The sequence below is a fragment of the Streptomyces sp. DSM 116793 genome (assembly GCF_057320905.1).
In genome coordinates this window covers 2847114-2868310 of record NZ_CM170494.1, presented here as the reverse complement: position 1 = coordinate 2868310, position 21197 = coordinate 2847114, and the positions used below count along the sequence as shown (strand labels likewise).

The following is a 21197-nucleotide window of genomic DNA, read 5'->3' as shown; positions in this document are numbered from 1 at the left end:
GATGCCTTTCATCGCGATGAGTCCGAGGTCTGGACAAGGCCCCGAAGTGAGCATGATGAAAATCATTTTCATCAAGCGGCATACAGGAGGGTGTGCCGATCGCCTCCGGCGAGGGGGTGAAGGTCGGCTGAAGCTCCCTACCAGCTCCACCGGCGGCGTAATGCAGTTGCAGGAATCCGGTCAATCAGCCTGACACGCCTGTCCTTCGCGTACTCCCGTGCCCGCCCTCACCACCGCCGAACACAATGCTGACAACTCCCTGACACGGAGATGCGATTCTCGGGCGCGACCGTGACTCCGCACGAGAATGGCTCCCGTATGAAGTCTGTCCGTCGTCCCAAGCGGACTGGTCCGGCTGGTACGTTCGCGTCGTCAGGCCCGGCCTCCCGGGCGAAGGCGGTCGCTCCTGCCGGCGTGGCCGGTGCGCCTGACCTCGCTCGCCGTCACCGCGGGGCTGTGCACGGCGGGTCTGGGTGCGGCGGGCAGACTCGGTCACAACCTGATCGCTGACTGGCCCGGCGGCGAGCCCCGGCACGTCATCATGGCCGGCGCCCACCTGGACAGTGTCCCGGAGGGCCCGGGGATCAACGACAACGGCTCCGGCTCCGCGGCCGTCCTCGCCGCCGTGGTCGCGCTCGCACACGCCCACCTCAACCCGCAGCGCCACCTCCGCTTTGCCTGGTGGGACGGCGAGGAGGAAGGTCTCACAGGGTCCGCGCACTACGTCGCCGTCCTCAGCCCGCAGGCGCGACAGACGATCGATTCCTACTCCAACGTCGACCAGGCCGGTTCCAAGAACGTGGCCTTCCGCCTGGTCACCGAGGGCGAGCCGGAGACGTACGCCGCCTATGAGGAGTACTTCGCCGCGCACGGCCAGCCCACTGTCGATGTCGGTGCCGGCGGTTCGGACCACGAGTCCTTCGACAAGGCCCACATCCCGGTGGGTGGTTTCAGCACCGGGATCTCCGACTGCCTGCACGAGCCCTGCGACGCGCTCGCGAACGTCGATCCGGCGACGGAGACATCGAGTGCGAACACGATCCTCGACGTGACCAGGAAGTTGGCCACGAGCGACCCCGCCACTGCGGTTCCGGCCGCGGGGACGCCGGACAGGGCCCCGAAGGGCGACGGTTCCCACTCCGCCGTCACAGCGACCGCCAGGAACACCGCCGTCAGAAAGTCCGACCATGCCTGAAATCCGTTCCCGCCACAGCCGTGCTCTCGGCATCGCCACCACCATCGTCCCGCTGGCCGCCGTCGGCGCGCTCCTGCTGGGTGCCTCCCCCGCCGCGGCCGTCATCGGAGGAGGGGGCATCGGAGATCCGTACTTCCCCGACGACGGCAACTCCGGTTACGACGTCACGCACTACGACGTGCGTCTCGGCTACGACCCCGCGCACCCCAACCACCTCGACGGCGACACAACCGTCTCGGCACTGGCCACCACCGACCTGGACCGTTTCGACCTCGACCTCAAGGGCTTCCAGGTCGCCGAGGTCCTCGTCGACGGGCAGCCGGCGCGGGCAGTGGGGCGCGCGGGCGACCACGAACTGGTCATTACGCCGGCCCAACAGCTCCGCCATGGGAAGAAGTTCACCGTCCGCGTCCGCTACTCCGGCGAGCCCGACGCCGAGGGCTGGCACACCCTGACGGACGGCGGCGCCGACGCGCTGGGCGAGCCGCACGGCGCAAGCTCGTGGTTTCCATCCGACGACCACCCCTCCGACAAGGCGACCTTCGCGCTGACCGTCACCGTCCCCACCGGCTGGACGGCGATCAGCAACGGCCTACCGGAACTGACCACGGTCAACGGCCCCCTCACGACGTACCGTTGGGCCGAGGACCGGCCCACGGCCTCGTATCTCGCGACCGTCGCGATCGACAAGTTCACCGTCCAGAAGTACAACCTGGCCGACGGGACACCGGTCATCGACGCCTACAGCCCCGGCGCCATCATCGACCCGCAGACCCCGAAGATCCAGGCCGAGGTGATCTCCTTCCTCTCCTCGAAGTTCGGGCCGTACCCCTTCGACTCCGCGGGTGGTATCGCGATCAACGGCCTGCGCGACCCAGGCACACCCATAGACCTGGAGACCCAGGGCCGCCCCACCTACAGCGGCGGCATCTTCGACGTCTCGATGGCCCACGAGATCACCCACCAGTGGTTCGGCGACAGCGTCTCCTTCACCGACTGGCGCGACGGCTGCATCGCCGAGTGCGTCGCGCAGTACGCCAACCAGCTCTGGAACGAGCACCTCGGGATGGACCTGGACACGGACTTCTACCAGGCCACCCTCAAGGACAACCTGAACGACCCGTCCTTCTGGAACGTCCCGCTCTACGACGCCGGTCCCGGCCGCGAATTGGACCCCGCCCTCTACAACAAGGGCTCCCTGATGATGCACGCCCTGCGCCGCACTGTCGGCGACCCCGTCTTCTTCGACACTCTCAAGCGCTGGACCACCCGGTACCGCTACGCCAACGCCTCCTGGCCCGACTTCGAACGCCTCGCCTCCAAGATCTCCGGTACAGACCTCACCGGATTCTTCGCCGCCTGGGCACACGGGACGACGGTGCCCGCGGACCAGTACCTCTACCCGGGAAGCCTGGCGAAGGTCCGGGTGAGCTGAGAAGGGAGACCGCCGCGCGTGCTACAAGCGTACGTACGCCCGGCCGCAGTCCGGCCCAGGCCAGGGCCCTTCGTTATCCTCGACGATCAGCGGTGTCAGCCCCGAGAAACCGTGTCTCACCTCTCGGCGTATTGCAGGAACAGCACACCCAGGACGACGAGCCCGGCGGCTTCCAGGATCGAGACCGCGACCAGAAGGGCGCTGTCCGTGCTGTGGCACCAGAATGTGATGAGTGCGGCAAAGGGAGTGACGAGGAAGGCGACCAGGTCGACGACTGTCTGTGTGGTCTTGCGTGAGGCCCGTCTGTCGTCGCTGCGATGGTAGGTCTCCCAGCCGAACGGATGTTCCTCCACGTTCGTGGCCTCTGCGAGCCGGGACGCGAGCTCGGTGCGGACGTAGCGCCCGATGGCTGAGATCTTTTCGTCGTTGACCAGGTGCGTCCATCCGAGCACAAGACACACCACCGGAAGGGTCAGGATCAGCTCCGGGTAGTCCGTCTGCGCGGCGACGGCCGCGACGGCGGTCCCGGCCGCAAGCGTCACGTACAGCAGGTTGTCCCGAAAACCGATACGTGCACGCTGCTCGTCCTTGATCTGTGCGTACTCGGCAAGGAGTGCGGCGCTGGTGCTTCGTCCTCTGTCGGTCATGACTGGCTGTCACCCTCGTTTCGCGACACCTTGACAGGGGTGGCTCGGTGGTACCCGTACTCGGCCCTCGTGGTGCCTGGACCTTCAGGGAGCTGCTGTGCTGCTCGGCAGCTCCCTGGCCGGTCGGTCTCCGGATCCGGTCCGGGAGGACTCAGTCGGTGCTGCCCGCGGGCGGCGGACTGTCGGCGTTGTTCCGCTCGATCCACGCCTTCCCGTCGGCAGCGATGCCCTCCAGGAGACGGAACGTGTGGGCGAAGCCGGCCGCGTCGAGGTTGATCTCCGAGAGTTCCCGGGCGTTCTCGTACGGTTCGAGCTGGTGGCTGTCGGCGTCCTTGATCCGGATGGTTCTGGCCGGGCCGTTGGAGAGGAGCAGCGCCATCTCATAGCCGACGCGGTCGTTCTCGGTGACCTGCACGGAGGAGAGCGCGTCGAAGCGGTAGTTGGTGCGTTGTTCGCCCGGGCGAGTGGCGTGGGCGAAGTCGGCTTCGGTGCTGATCTCGCGGATACCGTCCCGGGTGGCCAGGAACAGCCGGAGGGTGTACCGGGAGTAGCGCCAGGGGCCGCCCCGCCGCCGTGCTCGTCTGTAGGGGGCTGCCGGTGTCGTCAGGATCGTGTGGGCGATGATGTCGTACCAGGTGAGCTGGTAGTGACGGAGCACATCGGCGGTGAACAGAACCTTGTCGTGGCTGAGCCACGCCTCCATCTCAGCGTCGGAGGGGCGGATGGCTTCCAGGTGCTCCTTCCAACGATGGAACTCCATTTCACGCGCGTACATCCGTCGGTGGTACTCCTGCGTCTCCTCGGCGAACCGCTGTTCCTCGCTGCGCATGTCCAGCCACACCGCCGCTGCCCGGCGCCCGCTCGCGACGGTGCCGAAGAACACGGCGAAGGTCAGCAGGGCGTGGAACGCACTTGTCGAACCCGTCGCGGCGGTGAGGGTGCTCGTGGAACCCGTCGCGGCGGTGACGGCGGCGGCCAGGGACGTGACGCCCAGGACGGCGAGGGCGAGCACGCAGGCGAGTTTCGTCGTCACCGGAGTCCGGTACTGCTGCCGGTGGGCGAACAGCGTGCCGTTGTTGTGGCGGTCCCTGGCGTCGCGGGCCAGGTAGCGGATCAGCCAGTTGACCCGGTCGACGCTGATTCTGCTCTCGCGGTAGAGGAAGGCGACCTCGGAGGCCAGAACGGTGCGGATGCCGGCGGTGTGGGCGAGCCACTCGGGCCGGTCGAACCCGTGCGGCACGTGCTTGCTGAAGTAACGCTCGAAGGACTTGCGGACGCTGCTGGTGAACCCGTCCGCCGCGAGGGTCCCGGCGCCCGTGGATGCGGGGGAGGGGGCGGCCGGGGAGAGGGCCGGGTCCTGTACCGGCTCCTGGTCCGGCGCCTGGCCCAGCTCCTGCTCCTTGGCCTGCAGCCGGTGATTGTTGTGCCACCATCGCTGACCGAATCGGGCGGCGAGGAATCCGGAGCCGAGCGCGATCAGCAGCTCACCGATCGCGGTCAGCGGCTCCGCGATCACTGCCGAGATCCCGAGGAAACCCGCGGCGACGACGGACAGACTCGTCCAGCCCGCCAGGCGGGGACGGTAACGGAAGGCGGTGCTCTCCTCGGGAGGCCGGGTCCGTGCCCCGATGGGATCGGGCTCGAAGTAGTACCGGACCCGCCGGGAACGGTCACCGCTGAGCTGCCCGGCCCTGGCGAGCTCGCAGATCTCGGCCCATAGGGCGGCTTTCGTCCGGCTGGTGAGCACGAGGTCGAGATGGTGGACGATCAGGTCACGCTGGAGCTGTGCCAGATCCCTCAACCGCTTCAGCGCGGCGGCGGTCTCACTGTCGGCTTTGCCGGGCAGTGCCAGCAGATCGAAGACGACCTGAAGACCGGGTTTCCAGTACTTGTCGTCGGCGTAGCCCTGCATGACGTCCCGCGTCCGGTCCAGCTGACGGCGCTCCTCGGCGCTGAGGTCGTGGTGGGCGCGTTTGCTGAGCATGGCGAGCGCCCAGTGGAAGCGGATCTGCGGGCCGTCGTGGTTGTGGGTGATCGCGTCCCAGATCAGTTCCCGCGCCCGGCCGGGTAAGCCCTCTTCCAGACAGCGGACCCCGACCTCGTACTTCTTCTGGGGCGAGGCATCCGGCGGGACGATGTTGATGGTGGAATCGTGTACGTCCGAGGCCTGGAAGCCGACGAAGGAGTCGTGCGCCTCGTTGTGCGTGGAGGGGAAACCCTCGGTCATGCCGGGTCACCCGCCGCCGCGATCAGGACCGCAAGATCGGCGGCCAGTTCCGGGCGGTCGCGGAGCAAGCCGCCTAACTTCCTGAGCGCCAGAGCTGCCTGCTTCGGAGGCGCCGGGGCGTCCACGGTGCACTTCTCCGCTGCGCGCCTCGCGATGCTCAGCTCGGCCTGAGCCTCGTGGTGAATGTCTGCGTCGAGAGTCCCGTCGGCGTGGTGTCGTGTCAGGCGCTCACGGAAGCGGTCCAGCTCGGCGACCAGTTCCGTCGGAGTGGACGCCTTCGGAGCCGCCCCGCCGACGTGGACGGTGCTGCCGGTGACCTCTCCGGCCATGAATCCCACCGTGCTGGAGTAGGCCGTGTTGACGACGCTTCCGCTGTCCCTGCCGGTTCTGTCTTTCTGGGCCATGATGATCTGCTCCTCTTCCTCTGCTTTCTCCGCCAGTTCTGCTTCCTTGATCAGTTCCACAGCCAGCCGGACCGCGAAAGCCGCCGCGTTCGCCGCGGCGCGCGGTTGCCGCTCGCGGTCGTCCGCGCTGTTCTTCGTGCCGTCCGCTCGGTCGCTGACGCCGCGGATGATGCCGACCGGCAGACCGCTGAGATGGCCGGCCTGTGCCACACCGGCGGCTTCCATGTCGATCGCGAGCGCGTCGTTGTAGTGCTGCCGGAGCCATACGGCCTCGGCGGAGTCCCGCGAGTTCTGCAGGACCTCACCGGCGGCTATCGGGCCGAAGTGCACCCGCGGCACTTCCCCCGGCACTTCCCCGTTCTCCGGTGAGTGGCCGGCCCTGTCCGTCATACGGGCCAGATGCTGGCCGAGCTGGATGATGGGGTGCGACGTCTCCCACACCCGGGGCCGCGCCTTGAGACCGTCGTCCTCGCTGGTCGCGCCGTGGTAGGCGTACACGTGGGTGGCCATCACCACGTCGCCCAGCGCGATCGAGCTCCGCATGCACCCGGCGACACCGACGAACAGCACGGCTGCCGGGGAGAAGTGCTCTATCGCGCGCTCTGTCAGCACCGCAGCCGAATGGTTCCCCTTGCTCGTCAGATTGAGTGCCACACGGCACGAGGTGCCCGGCACGGTCCCGACCTCGAACCGCGTGCCGCTCTTGTGCACGGCCACCTGCGGATCGGCAAGTCTCCGGTGCACGGCCTCGTATTCGAGATTGAGGGCGGTGAGAATCACCACCAGGTCGTTTGGCATCTAGTCTCATCCTTTCGTCTCTTCTTCTGATGGTTCTTCCGCCTGCTGTTCTGCCAGTGGCAGAACAGGGCGGACCAGCGGGGGCGACAGCACCGTTGTCGGTCCCGCGCGGAACAGTCGCGCGGGTCGCCCCACCGTGGTCCTGCGTTCCGTTCCGGCCGGAACTATGAACCCTTCCACGGCCTGGACCTTCCGGTAGAAATTCCGGGTGTCGAGCGTGACGCCCCACACTGCCTCGTACACCTGCTGCAACTCGGCAATAGTGAAGGGATCTTCGCAGAACGCCGTGGCCAGCGCCGAGAATTCAAGCTTTGTACGCGCGCGTTCAATTCCGTCCGTCACTATCCGGTCGTGATCGAAAGCGAGCTTTACCTGTCCGGAGAGGACCGCCTCCGCGGGGACCCATGAGGCATCCGCGGCATCCGTCCCCGCGACCGGGTCAGGAAGGCGAGGGGCGATCGCCAGATGCGCCACGGAGACGACTCGCCCACGTGGATCACGCCCCGGATCCCCGTAGGTGGCCAACTGCTCAAGATGAAACTGTCCGGCATCCACGGCCGTCTCCTCGCCCAGCTCGCGGCGAGCAGCGTCCGAGATCGCCTCACCGACGTGGTTGAGGAAGCCGCCGGGCAGCGCCTGCATACCCGCAAAGGGCTCCTTGCCTCGCTCCACCAGCAGGACACACAACTGGCCCTCACGCAACGTCAGGATCACCAGGTCAACTGTGAGCAGAACGGACGGCGGCAACCAGGAATCATCACGCATGGTGTCGACCGTATCGGATTGCTGTCACATTGACAATATATCTCCTCGACCTGCCATCTGCGGCAGGTCACCTCAACGACAGGCTCCTCGAAGCCGCGGCCGCCGAACTGGGCGCCGCCGTCGCCGACTCACCAACAAGGCCGGAGCCGTCACCGGCCCCAACAGGCAGGAGCATCGGCATCGGCGCACTCGCCGGGTCGCCGGGAAGGCCGCCGGCAGCAGGGCACGAAAGGTCACCGCTGAACTCCAACGATCAATGGCACAGCCGGCCGCGTGGCCAACGCCGACGTGGTCGGGGCCATGCCGGGCGTCACCGTGGCCGAGCTCCCGCTCGGCCTCCCGCCGGTGACTCCGAGTGGCGAGGGCAGGCTCACCTTCCACTTCCGTGGCAACAGCGTGCTGGAGACCAACTACGCCATCGCCGACCCACGGTCCGACCGCGCCGAGATCTGGTCGAGGCTGAAGCCGCGATCACCGCACAGGGGGCCATCGTGGCGAGGCTCGGTCTTCCGGTCGGCTCGGTCGCCGTGCATGCCACCGGCCCGAGCGTCATCCGCCTGCCGGCACCCCGGACCAGAACGCCAAACAGCCGTCGCAGGCCTCATCAACGAATACCGCCCGGAAGCTGACCGGCCGTGCAACACCTCAGGTCAGATCCTGTGAAGCCATCTTGAAGCTCTACGGCCATGTCCGCTGTGGAAGTGGTCTCCATTGCTGTGCCGCTCTTTCGGGTCGTGCTCGGAGTAGCCGTTTCCGTTGGTTGCCTGGTTGCTGACCCGCTCGGGTGCGGGGGCTCAGGCCGGTCTCCGCCCTGAAGCGCCGGGCGAAGGTGCGGGTGCTCATCGCCGCGCACAGGGCCTTGCTGTCGCGATCCAGGATGAACGTCTGACGTTCACCGCAGGGTCTTCAGCGCGCCTTCGGCAGCTGCCACGACTGTGCGTGCCTGGTGTTCCACCCGTTGGTGCACGGGTACCCAGCGCAGCCGCAAGGCCTTCTCGAAGTCCATGCACCACGCGGTGAAGAGTTCGTCCAGGTCGCGGTGGAGCCCCGGAGGCGGCGTCGTCGTCGACGATCGCCGTGACTCCGCCGTAAGCCTGCGGTGCGCACCACGTGGACAGCCCGATGCTCTCGGTCCCGGCGGCCAGTCGGTCGGTGCTGTCAGGCGGAGGCAGGACGTAGATCCCGGGGCCGGGATTTTCCCAGTACAGGGCGTCGAACGTGGCGCGCTGGACCGGAATGCTGAGTTCCGCGGCAGACGCCCAGTAAGGCGCGGCGAGGGGAGGAAGATCGCGGGTCAACTGCACCCAGGTACCGCCCGCTTCGACACCATGCAGCGAGCGTGGGCGACCTACCCCTGGCGCAGGAATTCCCGCAGGTCCGCAGCTACAGCCGTCATCCCTTCACCGGCTTCGATCACGGTCGTCACCGTGCACTTCCAGTCACCGGGAAAGAAGCCGGACCGAAGAGTCCAGCTCAGATACACATGACCACCCGAGCCGAAGGTCGCCGTCACGACCAGGTGGTTGTTGGTCCAGGCCCTCTCCCCCTCCCAACCACGGAAGTCGCGTGCGAGGCCGTCGAAGAACTCGCTCATGTCATCCCAGACGGTGACAGTCACGTCCTCCAGCCGTGCACGTACACCATCAGCAACGGCCTCCACCGCGAAGACGGTCTCGTACTCATCCGCACGCAACCAGTCGAACAACCGGACAGAGGTCGCCAGCGCCCCTGGCCCCCGCACGACGAGCTCGACCTGCCCCGGACCCACCTCGATCAGACTCACCCGCCGAAGGATACGGACGTCAACAGGTTGACGACATCACGATTCGTGGCCCGGGACCGCTGCTAATTCTCATTAACATTCGGAGGTCCAGCAGCAACCAGCTGTTCCCAGCTCCCACCGAAAAGTGCTCTTCGTTCTGACCTACGCAGCCACCAAGCGGATAACTCTGGTCAACGTCCGTTGCTCAACCGGCAGACACTTTTCAGCGAGCGTGACCTCGGTATGCCTGAGATCGACGCCGCGCTGACGGCGTTACGCGCCCTGAACTCGGACACGACGGTCACCGGCGAGCGCCGCGAGGTACGCGGACCGGCCGATCTCACAGACCTACTGACCGGCGCCCCGGCTGTCTCCGGAGCCTGCGGTGGCCCCGGTGACGGGTCGGGGTACGACGTACTCCTGCTGGCCGCTGACCGTCCCGGCGAGATCCGCAGATGGGCCAACCAGGTCTGCCTCGCCCTGGGCACGTCCTGGTCCGAAGCCGGTTATCGCGGCCCCCTGGTGAGCGTCGGAGTCTTCACCCCGGGCCGGGGCGCGTGCTGGGAGTGTCTGCGCAGCACCGAGATCGAGCGGCGCGATCTGAGGCTCGCGCCCGGCCAGGACGAGGATCTCGCCTCGCCCCGCATGCCGTGGAATCCGGTCAACGCCGTGACCGCGGGCCTGTCCGGCAGTCTGCTGGCCCACGCCGCCCTCATGCCGCCGTGTGGCATCCCGCATATCGATCCCGGATACCGGTTCGGTCTCAACCTCATGATGCCCGCCGACGCGATCATGGAACGCTCGGAACGACGCCCGGACTGCCCCGCCTGCGGTGCGGGATCAGCGCTGAACCAGGGACGGACGGCAGATCCGGCACCGCAGGACCTCTCATGACGGACACCGCGGCCGAGGAGGGCCCTGCCAGGATCGGGCCGGCGACCCGTGTGCTGCTGCACGATCCGAGGGTCCGGCGGAATCGGGGCGATTGGATCGTGGGCCGCATGATCACCCGGACCTTTGTGGCCATGCCGCGGGCCGGGGCACGCGCGGTGGAACTCCTGGGTGAGGGCCTGAGCGTGAGCTGCACCGCGGAGATCCTGCGTGCTGAGACCGGTGAGGAACTCGATATCCCGGACTTCGTCAGGAACCTGACCGCTCTGGGCTTCGTCGCCCGGATCGGGGACTGTCCGATTCCAGACGCCGAACCGGCACGCGCTTCACTGCCCTGGCTGCGCCCCCACCATGTCAGGTTCGCCCTGAGCCCAGTGCTGCCCATACTTGTCGGAGTATTGCTGACCGCTGCCGTCGTCGTACTGTTCCGCCATCCCAACCTACTTCCGGGCTATCGAGACCTACTGTGGAGTCCACACGGCAGCCTGGTCCTGCTCACCGGGGCGGCAGCCGGATGGGCGCTGCTGCTGGCCCACGAGCTGGCGCACCTGGTCACCGCCCGTGCCGCAGGCGTGCAGGGCAGGATACGCGGATCTGTACTTCGTGCTGCAGGATCTCACCGGTTGCCGGGACCTGTACGGCGAGGGTCTCGCCTACGCCCGCCACGTGCTCAACGTCCTTTGGATGATCACCTGGTGGCGCAACCGCCAGTCGCGCAGGTCCGCGGGCATAACGGGGTCCCGGTAGTACTCACCGGAAATGTGGGCTGTGCGCATGCCGAAAACACCATCCATGCAGTGCAGGGGGCGTGTTCGGTGGTGCGGCCGGATGAGTGCTCGTGTTGCTTCGTTGCCGGCAGGGTATCCGCCGGCGCCGGACCGGTGACCTCGATCAAGGACAAGCAAAACGGCGGCACGGTCACCGACACCCAGTGCTCTTCACCACGACTACGCCACCCGCATCGTGGGCCGCCATCCGGCGCCTGGCCGGCTGGTCGGGCGTCGGATGGCTGTTCACCGGGGGAGCGGTGAGGCGGGGTACAGGGCTCATCCCCTGCGTACTGACCGACACGGAATCGAGTGCGATGGGACGACCAGGCAGCCATGGCCTCGGCAGGGCCACAGCAGGGCCATGGCGTGCAGGGACCGGTTTCATACGCGTACGGGCAGTGCCTTGAGGTGCCAGGTCACGGGGTTCGTGCCGCGTTCGAGGGTGTGCGGGGCGGTGGCGAGCGCGAGGTCCGGGAAGCGGCGCAGCAGTGCGCCAAGGGCCACTTCCGCCTCCTGCTGGGCCAGGTGCGCGCCGAGGCAGCGGTGTGCTCCGTGCCCGAAGCCGAGGTGGGTCTCGTGGCGTCCGTTCCGCGCCCGTGTGATGTCGAAGCGATCCTCTTCCGCGAACACACGAGGATCGCGATTGGCGCCGCACAGCACCGGCAGCACCGCCTCGCCCTTGTGCACCATCGTCCCGCCGACCGTCACATCCTGTGTCGCGTAGCGTGGAAGCGCGCGGACCACGGGGCCGCACCAGCGCATGAGTTCGTCGACGGTGTCCGGCAGCAGGCTCATGTCGGCACGCAGCAGGGCGAGCTGATCGGGGTGGCCGAGCAGCGCCGCGGTGCCGTTGGCGATCAGATTGACCGTGGTCACATGCCCGGCAACCAGCAGGTTCGCGATGAGGGAGACCATTTCCACGGTGGTCATCCGGTCGGCCTCCCGTGCGGTGATCAGCTCGGAGAGGAGGTCCTGGCCCGGGTGGGCGCGGTGCAGTTCGATCAGGGCGTGGGCGTCTTCGACCATGCCGCTCAGCGCTTCGCCCAGTTCCCGCCCGCAGACGCCGCTGGACAGGACCCAGCTGCGGTGGCGCCACCGGTCGCGGTCCGCTTCGGGCACGGCGATCAGGTCGCAGATCACGGTGACCGGCAGGGGCCTGGCGAAGTGCTCGACCAGGTCGACCACACCGTCGTGCGCATGGGCGGGCAACCGGTCCAGCAGCTCCCCGGCGATGGTCTCGATCCTCGGCCGCATCCGCGCAACGGTACGCGGCGAGAAAGCGCGTGAGACGAGCCCTCGCAGCCTGCGGTGGTCATGACCGTCGGCGTCGAACATCCCGGCCCGCAGATACTTCTCGTTCCCGTCGAACATGCCACGGGCCTGCCACGTCTGTTCCGTGCGGTGTGGCACCTGCCGCTCGGGGACGTTGGCCGCGTCGATGACGAACCGCGGGTCGCTCGTCACCATCCGGACATCTTCGTACCGGGTCACGACCCACATCGGGTCGACGCCGGGCACCACACCGCGCACCAGTCCGGTTCCCTCCCGCATCCGCGCGTAACCGGCGAACGGATCGCGTACGAGATCCTTGTGGCACAGGTCGACGGTTTCGACGGGTCCGGTGGCCTCAGGCTGCTGCACGGTCATGGTCGAGCCCTTCCACGCACGGTCGGTCACTCCTGTGCTGCATCGAAGCACCAGCCGCCGAGTGCCTTGCCCCTCTCTGATGGGGTTCACCCGAACGAGGGCGCGTTCGACCCTCTCCCTCGTGGGCGGCGAGTGAGCGTGCCCTTGGCGGATCGACCAGCTCACGGCGGCCCGTGCGGCCACTACTCGTGCGCCGTGGTCTCTGCCCTCGGCGGCACCGTTGAGGCGCGCACCACGAGTTCCGTGGCGAGTTCGATGTGGTGGGACTCGACCTTCTCGCCGCCTGCAAGTCGCAGGGCGGTGCGCAGGGCGGCACCGCCCATCTCCCGTAGTGGCTGGCGCACGGTGGTCAGTGGCGGTGAGGCCATCTGGGCGAGGCTCGTGTCGTCGAAGCCGACCACGCTCAGGTCTTCGGGAATGCGCAGGCCCCGGGCGCGGGCAGCCTCGATGACACCGAGGGCGATCTCGTCGTTGCCTGCGAAGATCGCCGTCGGTGGCTCTTCCAGGCCCAGCAGCGCCACGGCGCCGAGCAGGCCGGTCTCGTACGTGAATTCTCCGGGCTGGACGTAGGCGTCCGGTACCAGCACCCCTTCCGCCTCCATGGCGGTGCGGTAGCCGTGCATGCGTGCCTGGTTGCACACGGCCATGGTCGGACCGCCGAGATAGGCGACGCGGCGGTGACCGAGGGAGAGCAGGTGCCGGGTCGCGGCCAGGCCGCCGGCGAAGTTGGTCGCCCCGACGCTTTTGACCCGGCTGTCCGGCAGGTGCAGCGGGTCCAACACGACCAGCGGCAGCCCGGCCCGGGCCAGCTCGTGCAGGTGCCCGGTGGTGTACACGCTGGTGACCGCGATGAGGGCGCGGCGCCCGGCTGAGACCAGGTCCCGGGCCCAGTGCGGGGCGCTGGACGCCTTGCTGATCACCACCGAGGCCCCCAGTTCGGCGGCGGAGTCGACGATGCCTTCCAGGGCCTCGGCCACGTACGACTTGAGCTCGCCCTTGAACTGCACCTCGATGGTGGGTCTTTCCACGGCCCTGGTGTGGCGGAACACGGGCGCAAGGTACTCGTGCTGTCGCAGCAGTTCCTGGACCCGGGCACGGGTCTCCGGCGCCACGTCACCGCGATCGTTGACCACTTTGGACACGGTCGCGACGGAGACCCCAGCCGCACGGGCGATGGTCGCCAAAGTGGCACGCCTGGCGTTCGGTGGCATCGGTTCCTTCCAGATGTACGTCCACCAGTGTGGTGAGCCGCCGGTCGGGCCGGCACGCAGGTGAGGCCGGTCAACCTTACGGCAACCCGGCAGCGGCTCGTCCGAGGAGGCGTCGACGAGCGCCTCGGCCCGGAGCCTCTATCTGGATCATGCTGGGCTCGGCGAGGCTGGGCACGTCCTCTCCTGCCTCTCCCTTGGTCTCCACAATTTTCGAAACACTTTCAATCTCTTCCGAGGCTTCTCAAGAGTCGCGTTCGCTCGATAATGCGGAGCCTGGCTGAGAGCTGACAGCTCGCTCGCAACGCCTTGACAGGCATGAGCCCGAAATCTAACTTTCACTCACGCAGCAAAAAAGGGCTGAGTTTTCGAAACGTTTTCACCACGACTCACGAGAAGCCGACGGCTCTCGAGTGCGGAGAACAGACATGGCGATCCGCCTCTCTCGACGTACCCTCCTCGCCCTGGCCGCCGGCGCGCCGGTCTCCGCGGCGCTGGCGGCCTGCGGGACCTCCGGTCCCAGCAGGAGCGGCAGCAACAGCGAGGAAGCCACGTACTGGTACCTGAACGGTCAGCCGCAGGAAGGCGTCAGAGCCAGTGCGGTGGAGGCGTTCAACAAGGCCAACCCCAAGGGGCAGCTCAAAACCACCACCTTCCAGAACGACGCATACAAGACGAAGATCAGGACCGCCATAGGCGCCGGGCAGGCGCCCACCCTCATCTACGGCTGGGCCGGCGGGACGCTGCGCTCCTATGTGGCGGCGGGCCAGGTCGATGACCTCACCTCGTGGTTCGACGAGCACTCCGCGGTCAAGAAGCGGCTGCTGCCGTCCTCGTTCGGCCCGGCGACCGTCAACGGCAAGATCTACGCGATGCCGTGCGAGACCGTGCAGCCGGTCGTCCTGTACTACAACAAGAAGGTGTTCGACCAGGTCGGCGTCAAGCCCCCGGAGTCCTGGGACGACATCATGGCGCTGGTGCCCAAGTTCAACGCGAAGGGCATAGCGCCGTTCTCCCTCGGTGGCCAGTCCCGGTGGACGAACATGATGTGGCTGGAGTTCCTGTTCGACCGCATCGGCGGTCCCGAGCTGTTCCAGGCCGCCATCGACGGCGAGAAGAACGCCTGGTCCAACCCGGCCGCCATCACGGCGCTGACCAAGGTGCAGGAGTTGGTCAAGGCCCACGGGTTCATCAAGGGCTTCTCCTCGATCACCGCGGACTCCAACGCCGACCAGGCACTGCTGTACACCGGCAAGGCCGCGATGATGCTGCACGGCTCCTGGTCGTACGGCATCCAGCAGACCGACGGTGGGGACTTCGTCTCCGGCGGCGGGCTGGGTTTCATGAACTTCCCGCCCGTCGAGGGTGGCAAGGGCGACCCGAGCGACACCGTGGGCAACCCCGCCATGTACCTGTCCATCTCCTCGAAGGCCAGCGCCGAGCAGAAGAAGATCGCCAAGAACTTCTTCGCCACCGGCGTCCTCACGGACGACGAGGTGAAGAAGTGGATCGACACGGGGGCGGTCCCGATCCGGCTGGGCACGGAAAAGCTGCTGGCCGCGTCCAAGAGCGCCGACTTCCTGCAGTTCACCTACGACATCGCCACCAAAGCCAAGGTGTTCGCCCAGTCCTGGGACCAGGCGCTCAGCCCGACGGCCGCCGAGACGCTCCTGGACAACATCGCGAAGCTGTTCCAGCTGTCCATCTCGCCGCAGCAGTTCGCCGCCAACCTCAACAAGGCCACCGGCAAATGAGCGCGCTCACCGGCCATCCGCCGCGTCGCGACCCGCGCAGCATCCTGCCGTGGCTCGCCGCGCCGGCGCTGGTGTTCTTCGTCGGCTTCGCCGTGATTCCGCTCGTCGGTGTCTTCGTGCTCAGCTTCACCACGTGGGACGGCATCGGCGCCATCCGCCCGTCGGGGCTGACCAGCTGGCGTGCGGTGCTGACCGACCCCGGGCTGCCGCACGCCGTCTGGGTGACGTTCCTGGTGATGGCGGCGTCCTGGGCCGTTCAGACTCCGCTGAGTATTCTGATCGGCACGTTCCTGGCCGGCCGCCAGCGCTACCGTGCGGTGCTGGGGGTGGTGTACTTCGTTCCGCTGCTGCTCAGCTCCGCGGCGATCGCGGTCGCCTACAAGGCCCTGCTGGACCCCAATTTCGGGCTAGGTGCCGGGCTGGGGATCGGGGTGCTCAGCCAGGACTGGCTGGGGCGGCCCGGGCTGGCGTTCGGCGTCGTCATCTTCGTCGTCTCCTGGCAGTTCATCCCGTTCCACTCACTGATCTACCAGGGCGGTGTCCAGCAGATTCCGCAGTCCCTGTACGAGGCCGCGCAGTTGGACGGCGCAGGGCGGATCCGGCAGTTCTTCGGCATCACGCTGCCCCAGCTGAAATACACCATCATCACCTCGTCCACGCTGATGGTGGTCGGGTCGCTGACCTTCTTCGACCTCATCTGGGTCCTGACCGAGGGCGGGCCCTCAGACGCCACCCGGGTCCTCGCGCTGGACATGTACAAACGGGGATTCCAGGCCAACCTGATGGGACCGGCCAGCGCCATCGCGGTCATCCTGGTCCTGGTGGGCCTCGCCCTCGCCCTGCTGCTGCGCCGGCTCGGCGGCCGGGACGCCGGTGAGAGCCAACTCGAAGGGGCCTGACGTGACCACCACCCTGACCAAGCCCGGGCGGCCGGAGAAGACCACCCACCGCGAGCGGCGGCACCATCCCCGTCCGTCGGCCCGCCGGCGCAACTGGGCCGGCGGCCTGGCCGGCTGGCTCTGGTTCGTCGTCGTCGCCCTACCCCTGTACTGGATTCTCATCACCAGCCTCAAGCTCCAGAGCAACTACTACGCGAGCAACCCGCTGGTGCCTTCGAGTGACCCCACACTGGACAACTACCGGATGGTCATCGAGTCCGACTTCACCGGCTACTTCGTGAACACCGTCGTGGTCACCGTCGGCGCGGTGGTGCCGGCGGTCGTGTTCTCCTTCATGGCCGCCTACGCGATCGTGCGCGGCTGGCGTATGAGGATCCTGCGGGCGACGAACGGGCTGTTCCTCATGGGCCTGGCCATCCCGCTGCAGGCGACGGTGATCCCGGTCTACCTGATCATCATCAGGCTGCATCTGTACGACAGCCTGCTGGCGCTGATCCTCCCGTCGATCGCCTTCGCCATGCCGCTGTCCGTGCTGGTGCTCTCCAACTTCATCCGCGACATACCCAAGGAACTGTTCGACTCGATGCGGGTCGACGGCGCCACGGAGTGGGCGACACTGTGGCGGATGGCCGCACCGCTCACCCGGCCGGCCATCCTGACCGTGACCATCTACAACGCACTGACCATCTGGAACGGATTCCTGCTGCCGCTGATCCTCACCCAGAGTCCTGACCGCCGGACCCTGCCGCTCGCACTGTGGACCTTCCAGGGCCAGTACGGGGTCAATGTCCCCGCCGTTCTCGCCGCCGTCGTCCTCACCATTCTGCCCGTCCTGGTCCTGTACGCGTTCGGCCGCCGTCAGCTACTCAGCGGTCTGACCGCCGGGTTCAGCCGGTGATCGACGCGAGCATGGCACGGGACCCGTACATCGCCCCACCGGCCCCGCCACCCTATTGAGTCAACGCGTCACGGCTTACCGCCTGTTGCTCTCCGGCACCGCGCGTATGGCGGTCAGCGTCACGCGGTTGTGCTGGTAGGAAACCCGGAACAGGTAACCGTCCACGTTCAGGACCCGGTTCTCCGGCAGCGCGCGGAAGGCGCCCTTGATCGAGCTACCGCTCATGATGGTGAACACGGTGCCCGGAGTCGGTTTGCCCCGCACGCGCAGGTCCAGCTCACCGTCCAGCACCAGGTTCCCCGCCGCCCGGACGCTCGTGTAGTCCCGGTCGCCGGAGATCGTGACGGCGACGCGGCCCCGCTTGCCGATGGTCGTGTTCCCGCCTACGTCCAGGACATCGCCTGCGGCGCCGGAAGCGCCGGTGAGCTGCGCGGCTTCGTCGGCCGTGAGGCCGGGCCGCAGCACGCCGTGGTCGACGTTGATGCCGTCCCCCACGGTGCCGCTGCCGCCGAGCGTTCCGCCGCGCACGTCGATGGCGCTCTCGTGCGAGCCGACGACCGAGAGTTCGCCGCCGAGGACGGTGCTCGTCCCGTGCCAGGTCTCGCTGCCGGTGAGGAACAGGGTGCCGTCGCCACGCTTCGTGAGGCTGCCCTCGTGGGCGCGGGTTTTGCGGGCCTGTTCACGTCGGACCCCGATGGCGTAGTCCGACTTGTCGGCGTCGCTCGCGCCGGCCGGCAGGCCCTTGGTCCAGCCCTTGGCGGCCTTGGTCGCCGCCCAGGTGGCCGCCTCGGCGGCGTCCTCCTGGTGGCGGGCCCGGATCGCGACGTCCGAGATGTCGTTCGACCACACGTCGTCGTGTCCCCGCGTGTCGACGATGAACGGCCCCAGGAGCTGGCCCGGGCCGTTCATGGCCTCCCGCAGGCTGACCGTGCCCCAGCCGTTGCGGCTGTCCGGCACCTGCACGAGCTGGCCGCGGGTGGGGTTCAGCACGGCGTTGCCCGCCGCGTCATTGACCGTGTTGTTCTGCCGGCCGGTGGTGAACATCGTGTAGAGCGCCTGCTCGTTGGTCATGTACGGGAAACGCTGCATGATCAACGACAGTGCGGCCGCCGAGTGCGGGCCGGCCATCGATGTCCCCGACGCACTGCCGTAACGGGGCTCGGGCACGCCGTTGGTGATCGACACGGTCGTGCTGTTGATGTTGTTGGCCGGTGCCGTCACGCAGGACCACTTCGCGACGCCGCACTGGTTGAACGTCTGCTGGCCGGGGACCAGGACGGAGCCGTCAGGGTTGAACGTGCGCCCCTGGGCGGGGTTGATCCCCGACGTCGTGTACCAGGTGCCTTCCAGCTCGGGCATGAAGTACGGCGCGGCGCCTCGCGGGGACGGGTTGGCGTAGCCGCTGTTGCCGGCGGTGAACTGGATGACCGTGCCGGTGCGCGCGGCCTCGATGGCACCGCCCAGCCAGCGGGCGGCGCTGCCGTTCGCGTCGACGACGCCGTCCGGTGTGGACATCAGGCGCCATGCCGTGTTCAGACCGAAGCCCGCCGGGCTGCCGGGGGGCGTGTCGTACGCGTTGTAGTTCTCCGTTTTGGGCTGGCTCCCCCAACTGCTGGTGATGATCCTGATGGGCGCGCCGTTCGCCGTCCTGGCGGAGTTCACGGCCCGGTAGACGTTGCCGATGTAGGCGTCGTCCGGCGTCTGCGCGGCGGTCGCGTCCGCCGGCAGGAGACCGTAGAGCACGCCGTCCGTCTTGCCCGTGTTGCCCATGTACACGTTGCTGTCGAACGCGACGCCGTGCATGTTGGCATCCGGCCCGGACGGTTGCGTCTCGCCGACGCCGTCGCGGCTCGCACCGATGGTCCCGCTGACGTGGGTGCCGTGGCTGTCGTTGAACGCCGGGTTGTAGAACCCCGGCGTGGGGCCCGTGCGGCCGCCCTGGGCCTCCACTGAGAAGTAGCGGTCTCCGACCGCGTAGTTCGTGTCCAGGCTGCCGTGCTCCCGGATGTGCCCGGCGAAGACGCCCGAGTCGACGACGCCGATGTTCATACCGGTGCCGGAGTAGCCGGCGGCGTAGGCGAATTCGGCTCCCATCGACACCAGGCCGGCGTCCCGGTTGAACTCAGGAGTACGCCAGCTCGCCGCGTCACCGAGTCGGCCGGGATCGCCCTCGTAGGTCTTGATCGGCGGTGGCACGCGCACCTGCCCCATCGCCGGCTGCGCGACGACGCCGAGCACGACTATGGGTATCAGCGCCGCGATCAGCGCCGGCTTCACGCGTTCTGTGTTCGGCACTACGACCCCTTCCAAGATCGATTGCGCCGGAACTGGCATGTACATTATCTATCTATGGTGGAGGTGAGCACCATAGGCCGTGACGATCCCTGACGTGGCGCACGTGAGCCCTGTCTGCTCATCCGCCGAGGCCCCGGGTGGGCTGGGCTGTGCCGGCCCGGTCGATGCGGGCGGCGAGAGGGAGCGCGTGTCGCGCTCGTTGGACTCGATGCCGAGGAGGCGGGCGAGCGGCGAGGCGCCGGGCCGGGATCCGTACGTGCTCTCATCGTGCTCCCGATCCCCGATCCCCGATCCCCGGTGCCTGCCGTCGCGGCCTGCCGTCCCGGCGTCCCGGCCCCGGTGCATCGCGTCCCGCGAGCATCCGGGACTCGCTGCTTGCCGACGGGCTCGCCCTCGCCACCGAGGGATCCTCCGCCCCTCAGGCGCAGAGCGGCCGCGCTTGTACTGTGCAGATCTGAACTTCTGAAAGGAAAACGATCGTGAAGACCTTCACCATGCCCGGCACCGACATCCTCGCCCCGAACGTCGTACTCGGCCTGATGCGTATCGCCGACAAGACCGACGACGAGGTCCGCGAACTCGTCCGCACCGCGCGCGATGCGGGCATCGACTTCGTTGACCACGCCGACGTCTACGGCCGCGAGCTGCACGATTGTGAACGTCGTTTCGCTGACGCGATGGCGCTGAGCCCGTCGCAGCGCGACGAGATAACGATCCAGACCAAGGCGGGAATCGTGACGGACGGACCGTACTTCGATTTCTCTTACGAGCACATCGTCGAATCGGTCGAGGGCTCACTCGCGGCCCTGCGGACCGACCGCATCGACATCCTCCTGCTGCACCGTCCCGACGCGCTTGTCGAGCCTGAAGAGGTGGCTCGCGCCTTCGATGAGCTCGAAGCCTCGGGCAAGGTGCGCGCCTTCGGTGTCTCCAACCACACCCCACGCCAGATCGACCTGCTGCGCAGGTACGTGCGTCAGCCCATCGTGGCCAACCAGCTTCAGCTCTCGATCACACACGAGCCGATCATCGCTCAGGGAGTCGCCGCGAACATGCTCGCGGAGCAGCAGTCGGCCACCCTCGACGGCGGAGGGATCGTCGACTACTGCCGTGTGAACGACATCACCATCCAGGCGTGGTCTCCCTTCCAAGCCGGTTTCTTCACGGGTGCCTTCCTCGGCTCGCCGGACTACCCCGAGCTCAACGCCGTCATCGACCGCCTCGCGGGCCGGTACGACGTCCCAGCCGTCGCGATCGCGACTGCCTGGATCACCCGCCACCCCGCTCAGATGCAGGTCGTGCTCGGCACCACCAACCCGGAGCGCGTCGCGGGCGCCGCCCAGGGCTCCGAACTGCGACTCACCAGGGCCGAGTGGTACGAACTGTTCCGCTCCGCGGGCCACCTCGTCCCCTGAATCCGTGGGGCTGAGGCGCTGACCCGGTGGCCTTGCGAGTCCGACGGCGGAGGCGGCCGCGCGTGGGATCGTTCCTGACGCCCACGCCGACGTGATCAAGCACGCCCACCAGACGGTAGAGCTGCACCTTCAGGCAGAGCGCGCTCATGCTGTACGACAAGCAGGTGCGGGGCTCGTCGGGGAACGG

16 protein-coding genes are annotated in these 21197 nt (G+C 67.7%); 8 read left to right on the top strand and 8 right to left on the bottom strand.

What is annotated here, in order from left to right:
* The first annotated feature begins 421 nt into the window (after positions 1–421).
* Both ACSMXW_RS11370 and ACSMXW_RS11365 read left to right on the top strand, forming a co-directional pair.
* The gene (locus ACSMXW_RS11370) at positions 422–1195 is read left to right on the top strand and encodes a M20/M25/M40 family metallo-hydrolase (RefSeq protein ID WP_485805774.1); all 774 of its coding nucleotides are present in this window, start codon (positions 422–424) and stop codon (positions 1193–1195) included.
* Positions 1188–2630, top strand: coding sequence for a M1 family metallopeptidase (locus tag ACSMXW_RS11365; RefSeq protein ID WP_485805772.1), 1443 nt, complete (start codon positions 1188–1190; stop codon positions 2628–2630). Before ACSMXW_RS11370 ends, ACSMXW_RS11365 begins: the two co-directional genes overlap by 8 nt.
* 116 nt (positions 2631–2746) lie before the next feature.
* Here the strand turns inward: ACSMXW_RS11365 and ACSMXW_RS11360 are convergent, their stop codons facing one another.
* The 5 genes from ACSMXW_RS11360 to ACSMXW_RS11340 form a co-directional block, all read right to left on the bottom strand.
* Positions 2747–3277 carry a hypothetical protein gene (locus ACSMXW_RS11360; RefSeq protein WP_485805770.1) on the bottom strand — a complete coding sequence of 177 codons (531 nt, stop codon included), beginning with the start codon at positions 3275–3277 and terminating at the stop codon, positions 2747–2749.
* Positions 3278–3428: 151 nt separating this feature from the next.
* Entirely contained in the window at positions 3429–5504 is a 2076-nt protein-coding gene (locus ACSMXW_RS11355; protein ID WP_485805768.1) for a hypothetical protein, read from the bottom strand.
* Complete coding sequence (locus ACSMXW_RS11350) at positions 5501–6706, bottom strand: 5'-methylthioadenosine/S-adenosylhomocysteine nucleosidase family protein (protein WP_485805766.1); 1206 nt, start codon at positions 6704–6706, stop codon at positions 5501–5503. The genes ACSMXW_RS11355 and ACSMXW_RS11350 overlap by 4 nt, the downstream gene beginning before the upstream one ends.
* 6 nt (positions 6707–6712) lie before the next feature.
* Positions 6713–7471: an NUDIX hydrolase gene (locus ACSMXW_RS11345; RefSeq protein WP_485805765.1), complete on the bottom strand. Its 759-nt coding sequence runs from the start codon at positions 7469–7471 to the stop codon at positions 6713–6715.
* 1348 nt (positions 7472–8819) lie between these two features.
* Positions 8820–9254: a DUF6228 family protein gene (locus ACSMXW_RS11340; RefSeq protein WP_485805763.1), complete on the bottom strand. Its 435-nt coding sequence runs from the start codon at positions 9252–9254 to the stop codon at positions 8820–8822.
* A 180-nt stretch (positions 9255–9434) separates the two neighbouring features.
* Here ACSMXW_RS11340 and ACSMXW_RS11335 point away from each other — a divergent pair, with 180 nt between their 5' ends.
* Both ACSMXW_RS11335 and ACSMXW_RS11330 read left to right on the top strand, forming a co-directional pair.
* Positions 9435–10127: a HesA/MoeB/ThiF family protein gene (locus tag ACSMXW_RS11335; RefSeq protein ID WP_485805762.1), complete on the top strand. Its 693-nt coding sequence runs from the start codon at positions 9435–9437 to the stop codon at positions 10125–10127.
* A gap of 600 nt (positions 10128–10727) precedes the next feature.
* The gene (locus ACSMXW_RS11330) at positions 10728–10871 is read left to right on the top strand and encodes a hypothetical protein (protein WP_485805760.1); all 144 of its coding nucleotides are present in this window, start codon (positions 10728–10730) and stop codon (positions 10869–10871) included.
* Between the two features lie 404 nt (positions 10872–11275).
* Here ACSMXW_RS11330 and ACSMXW_RS11325 read toward each other — a convergent pair whose 3' ends face one another.
* Positions 11276–12541 (bottom strand): cytochrome P450 family protein, encoded by a 1266-nt coding sequence (locus ACSMXW_RS11325; protein ID WP_485805758.1) that lies wholly within the window; start codon positions 12539–12541, stop codon positions 11276–11278.
* Between the two features lie 182 nt (positions 12542–12723).
* Positions 12724–13752, bottom strand: coding sequence for a LacI family DNA-binding transcriptional regulator (locus tag ACSMXW_RS11320; RefSeq protein ID WP_485805756.1), 1029 nt, complete (start codon positions 13750–13752; stop codon positions 12724–12726).
* Positions 13753–14177: 425 nt separating this feature from the next.
* On the opposite strand from ACSMXW_RS11320, the gene ACSMXW_RS11315 reads away from it, so the two are divergent.
* From ACSMXW_RS11315 to ACSMXW_RS11305, 3 genes are read left to right on the top strand one after another with little or no spacing between them, the layout of a single operon-like run.
* Positions 14178–15503, top strand: a complete 1326-nt coding sequence (locus ACSMXW_RS11315) for an extracellular solute-binding protein (RefSeq protein ID WP_485805755.1) — start codon at positions 14178–14180, stop codon at positions 15501–15503.
* Positions 15500–16402 (top strand): carbohydrate ABC transporter permease, encoded by a 903-nt coding sequence (locus ACSMXW_RS11310; protein WP_485805753.1) that lies wholly within the window; start codon positions 15500–15502, stop codon positions 16400–16402. Before ACSMXW_RS11315 ends, ACSMXW_RS11310 begins: the two co-directional genes overlap by 4 nt.
* A 1-nt stretch (position 16403) precedes the next feature.
* A complete protein-coding gene (locus tag ACSMXW_RS11305; protein ID WP_485805751.1) occupies positions 16404–17300 on the top strand; it encodes a carbohydrate ABC transporter permease in 897 nt (298 codons plus the stop codon).
* A gap of 75 nt (positions 17301–17375) precedes the next feature.
* On the opposite strand, the gene ACSMXW_RS11300 is transcribed toward ACSMXW_RS11305, so the two are convergent.
* Complete coding sequence (locus ACSMXW_RS11300; protein ID WP_485805749.1) at positions 17376–19595, bottom strand: S8 family serine peptidase; 2220 nt, start codon at positions 19593–19595, stop codon at positions 17376–17378.
* A 479-nt stretch (positions 19596–20074) separates the two neighbouring features.
* Between ACSMXW_RS11300 and ACSMXW_RS11295 the strand changes: the two genes are divergently transcribed.
* Entirely contained in the window at positions 20075–21010 is a 936-nt protein-coding gene (locus ACSMXW_RS11295; RefSeq protein WP_485805747.1) for an aldo/keto reductase, read from the top strand.
* The last annotated feature ends 187 nt before the right edge of the window (positions 21011–21197 follow it).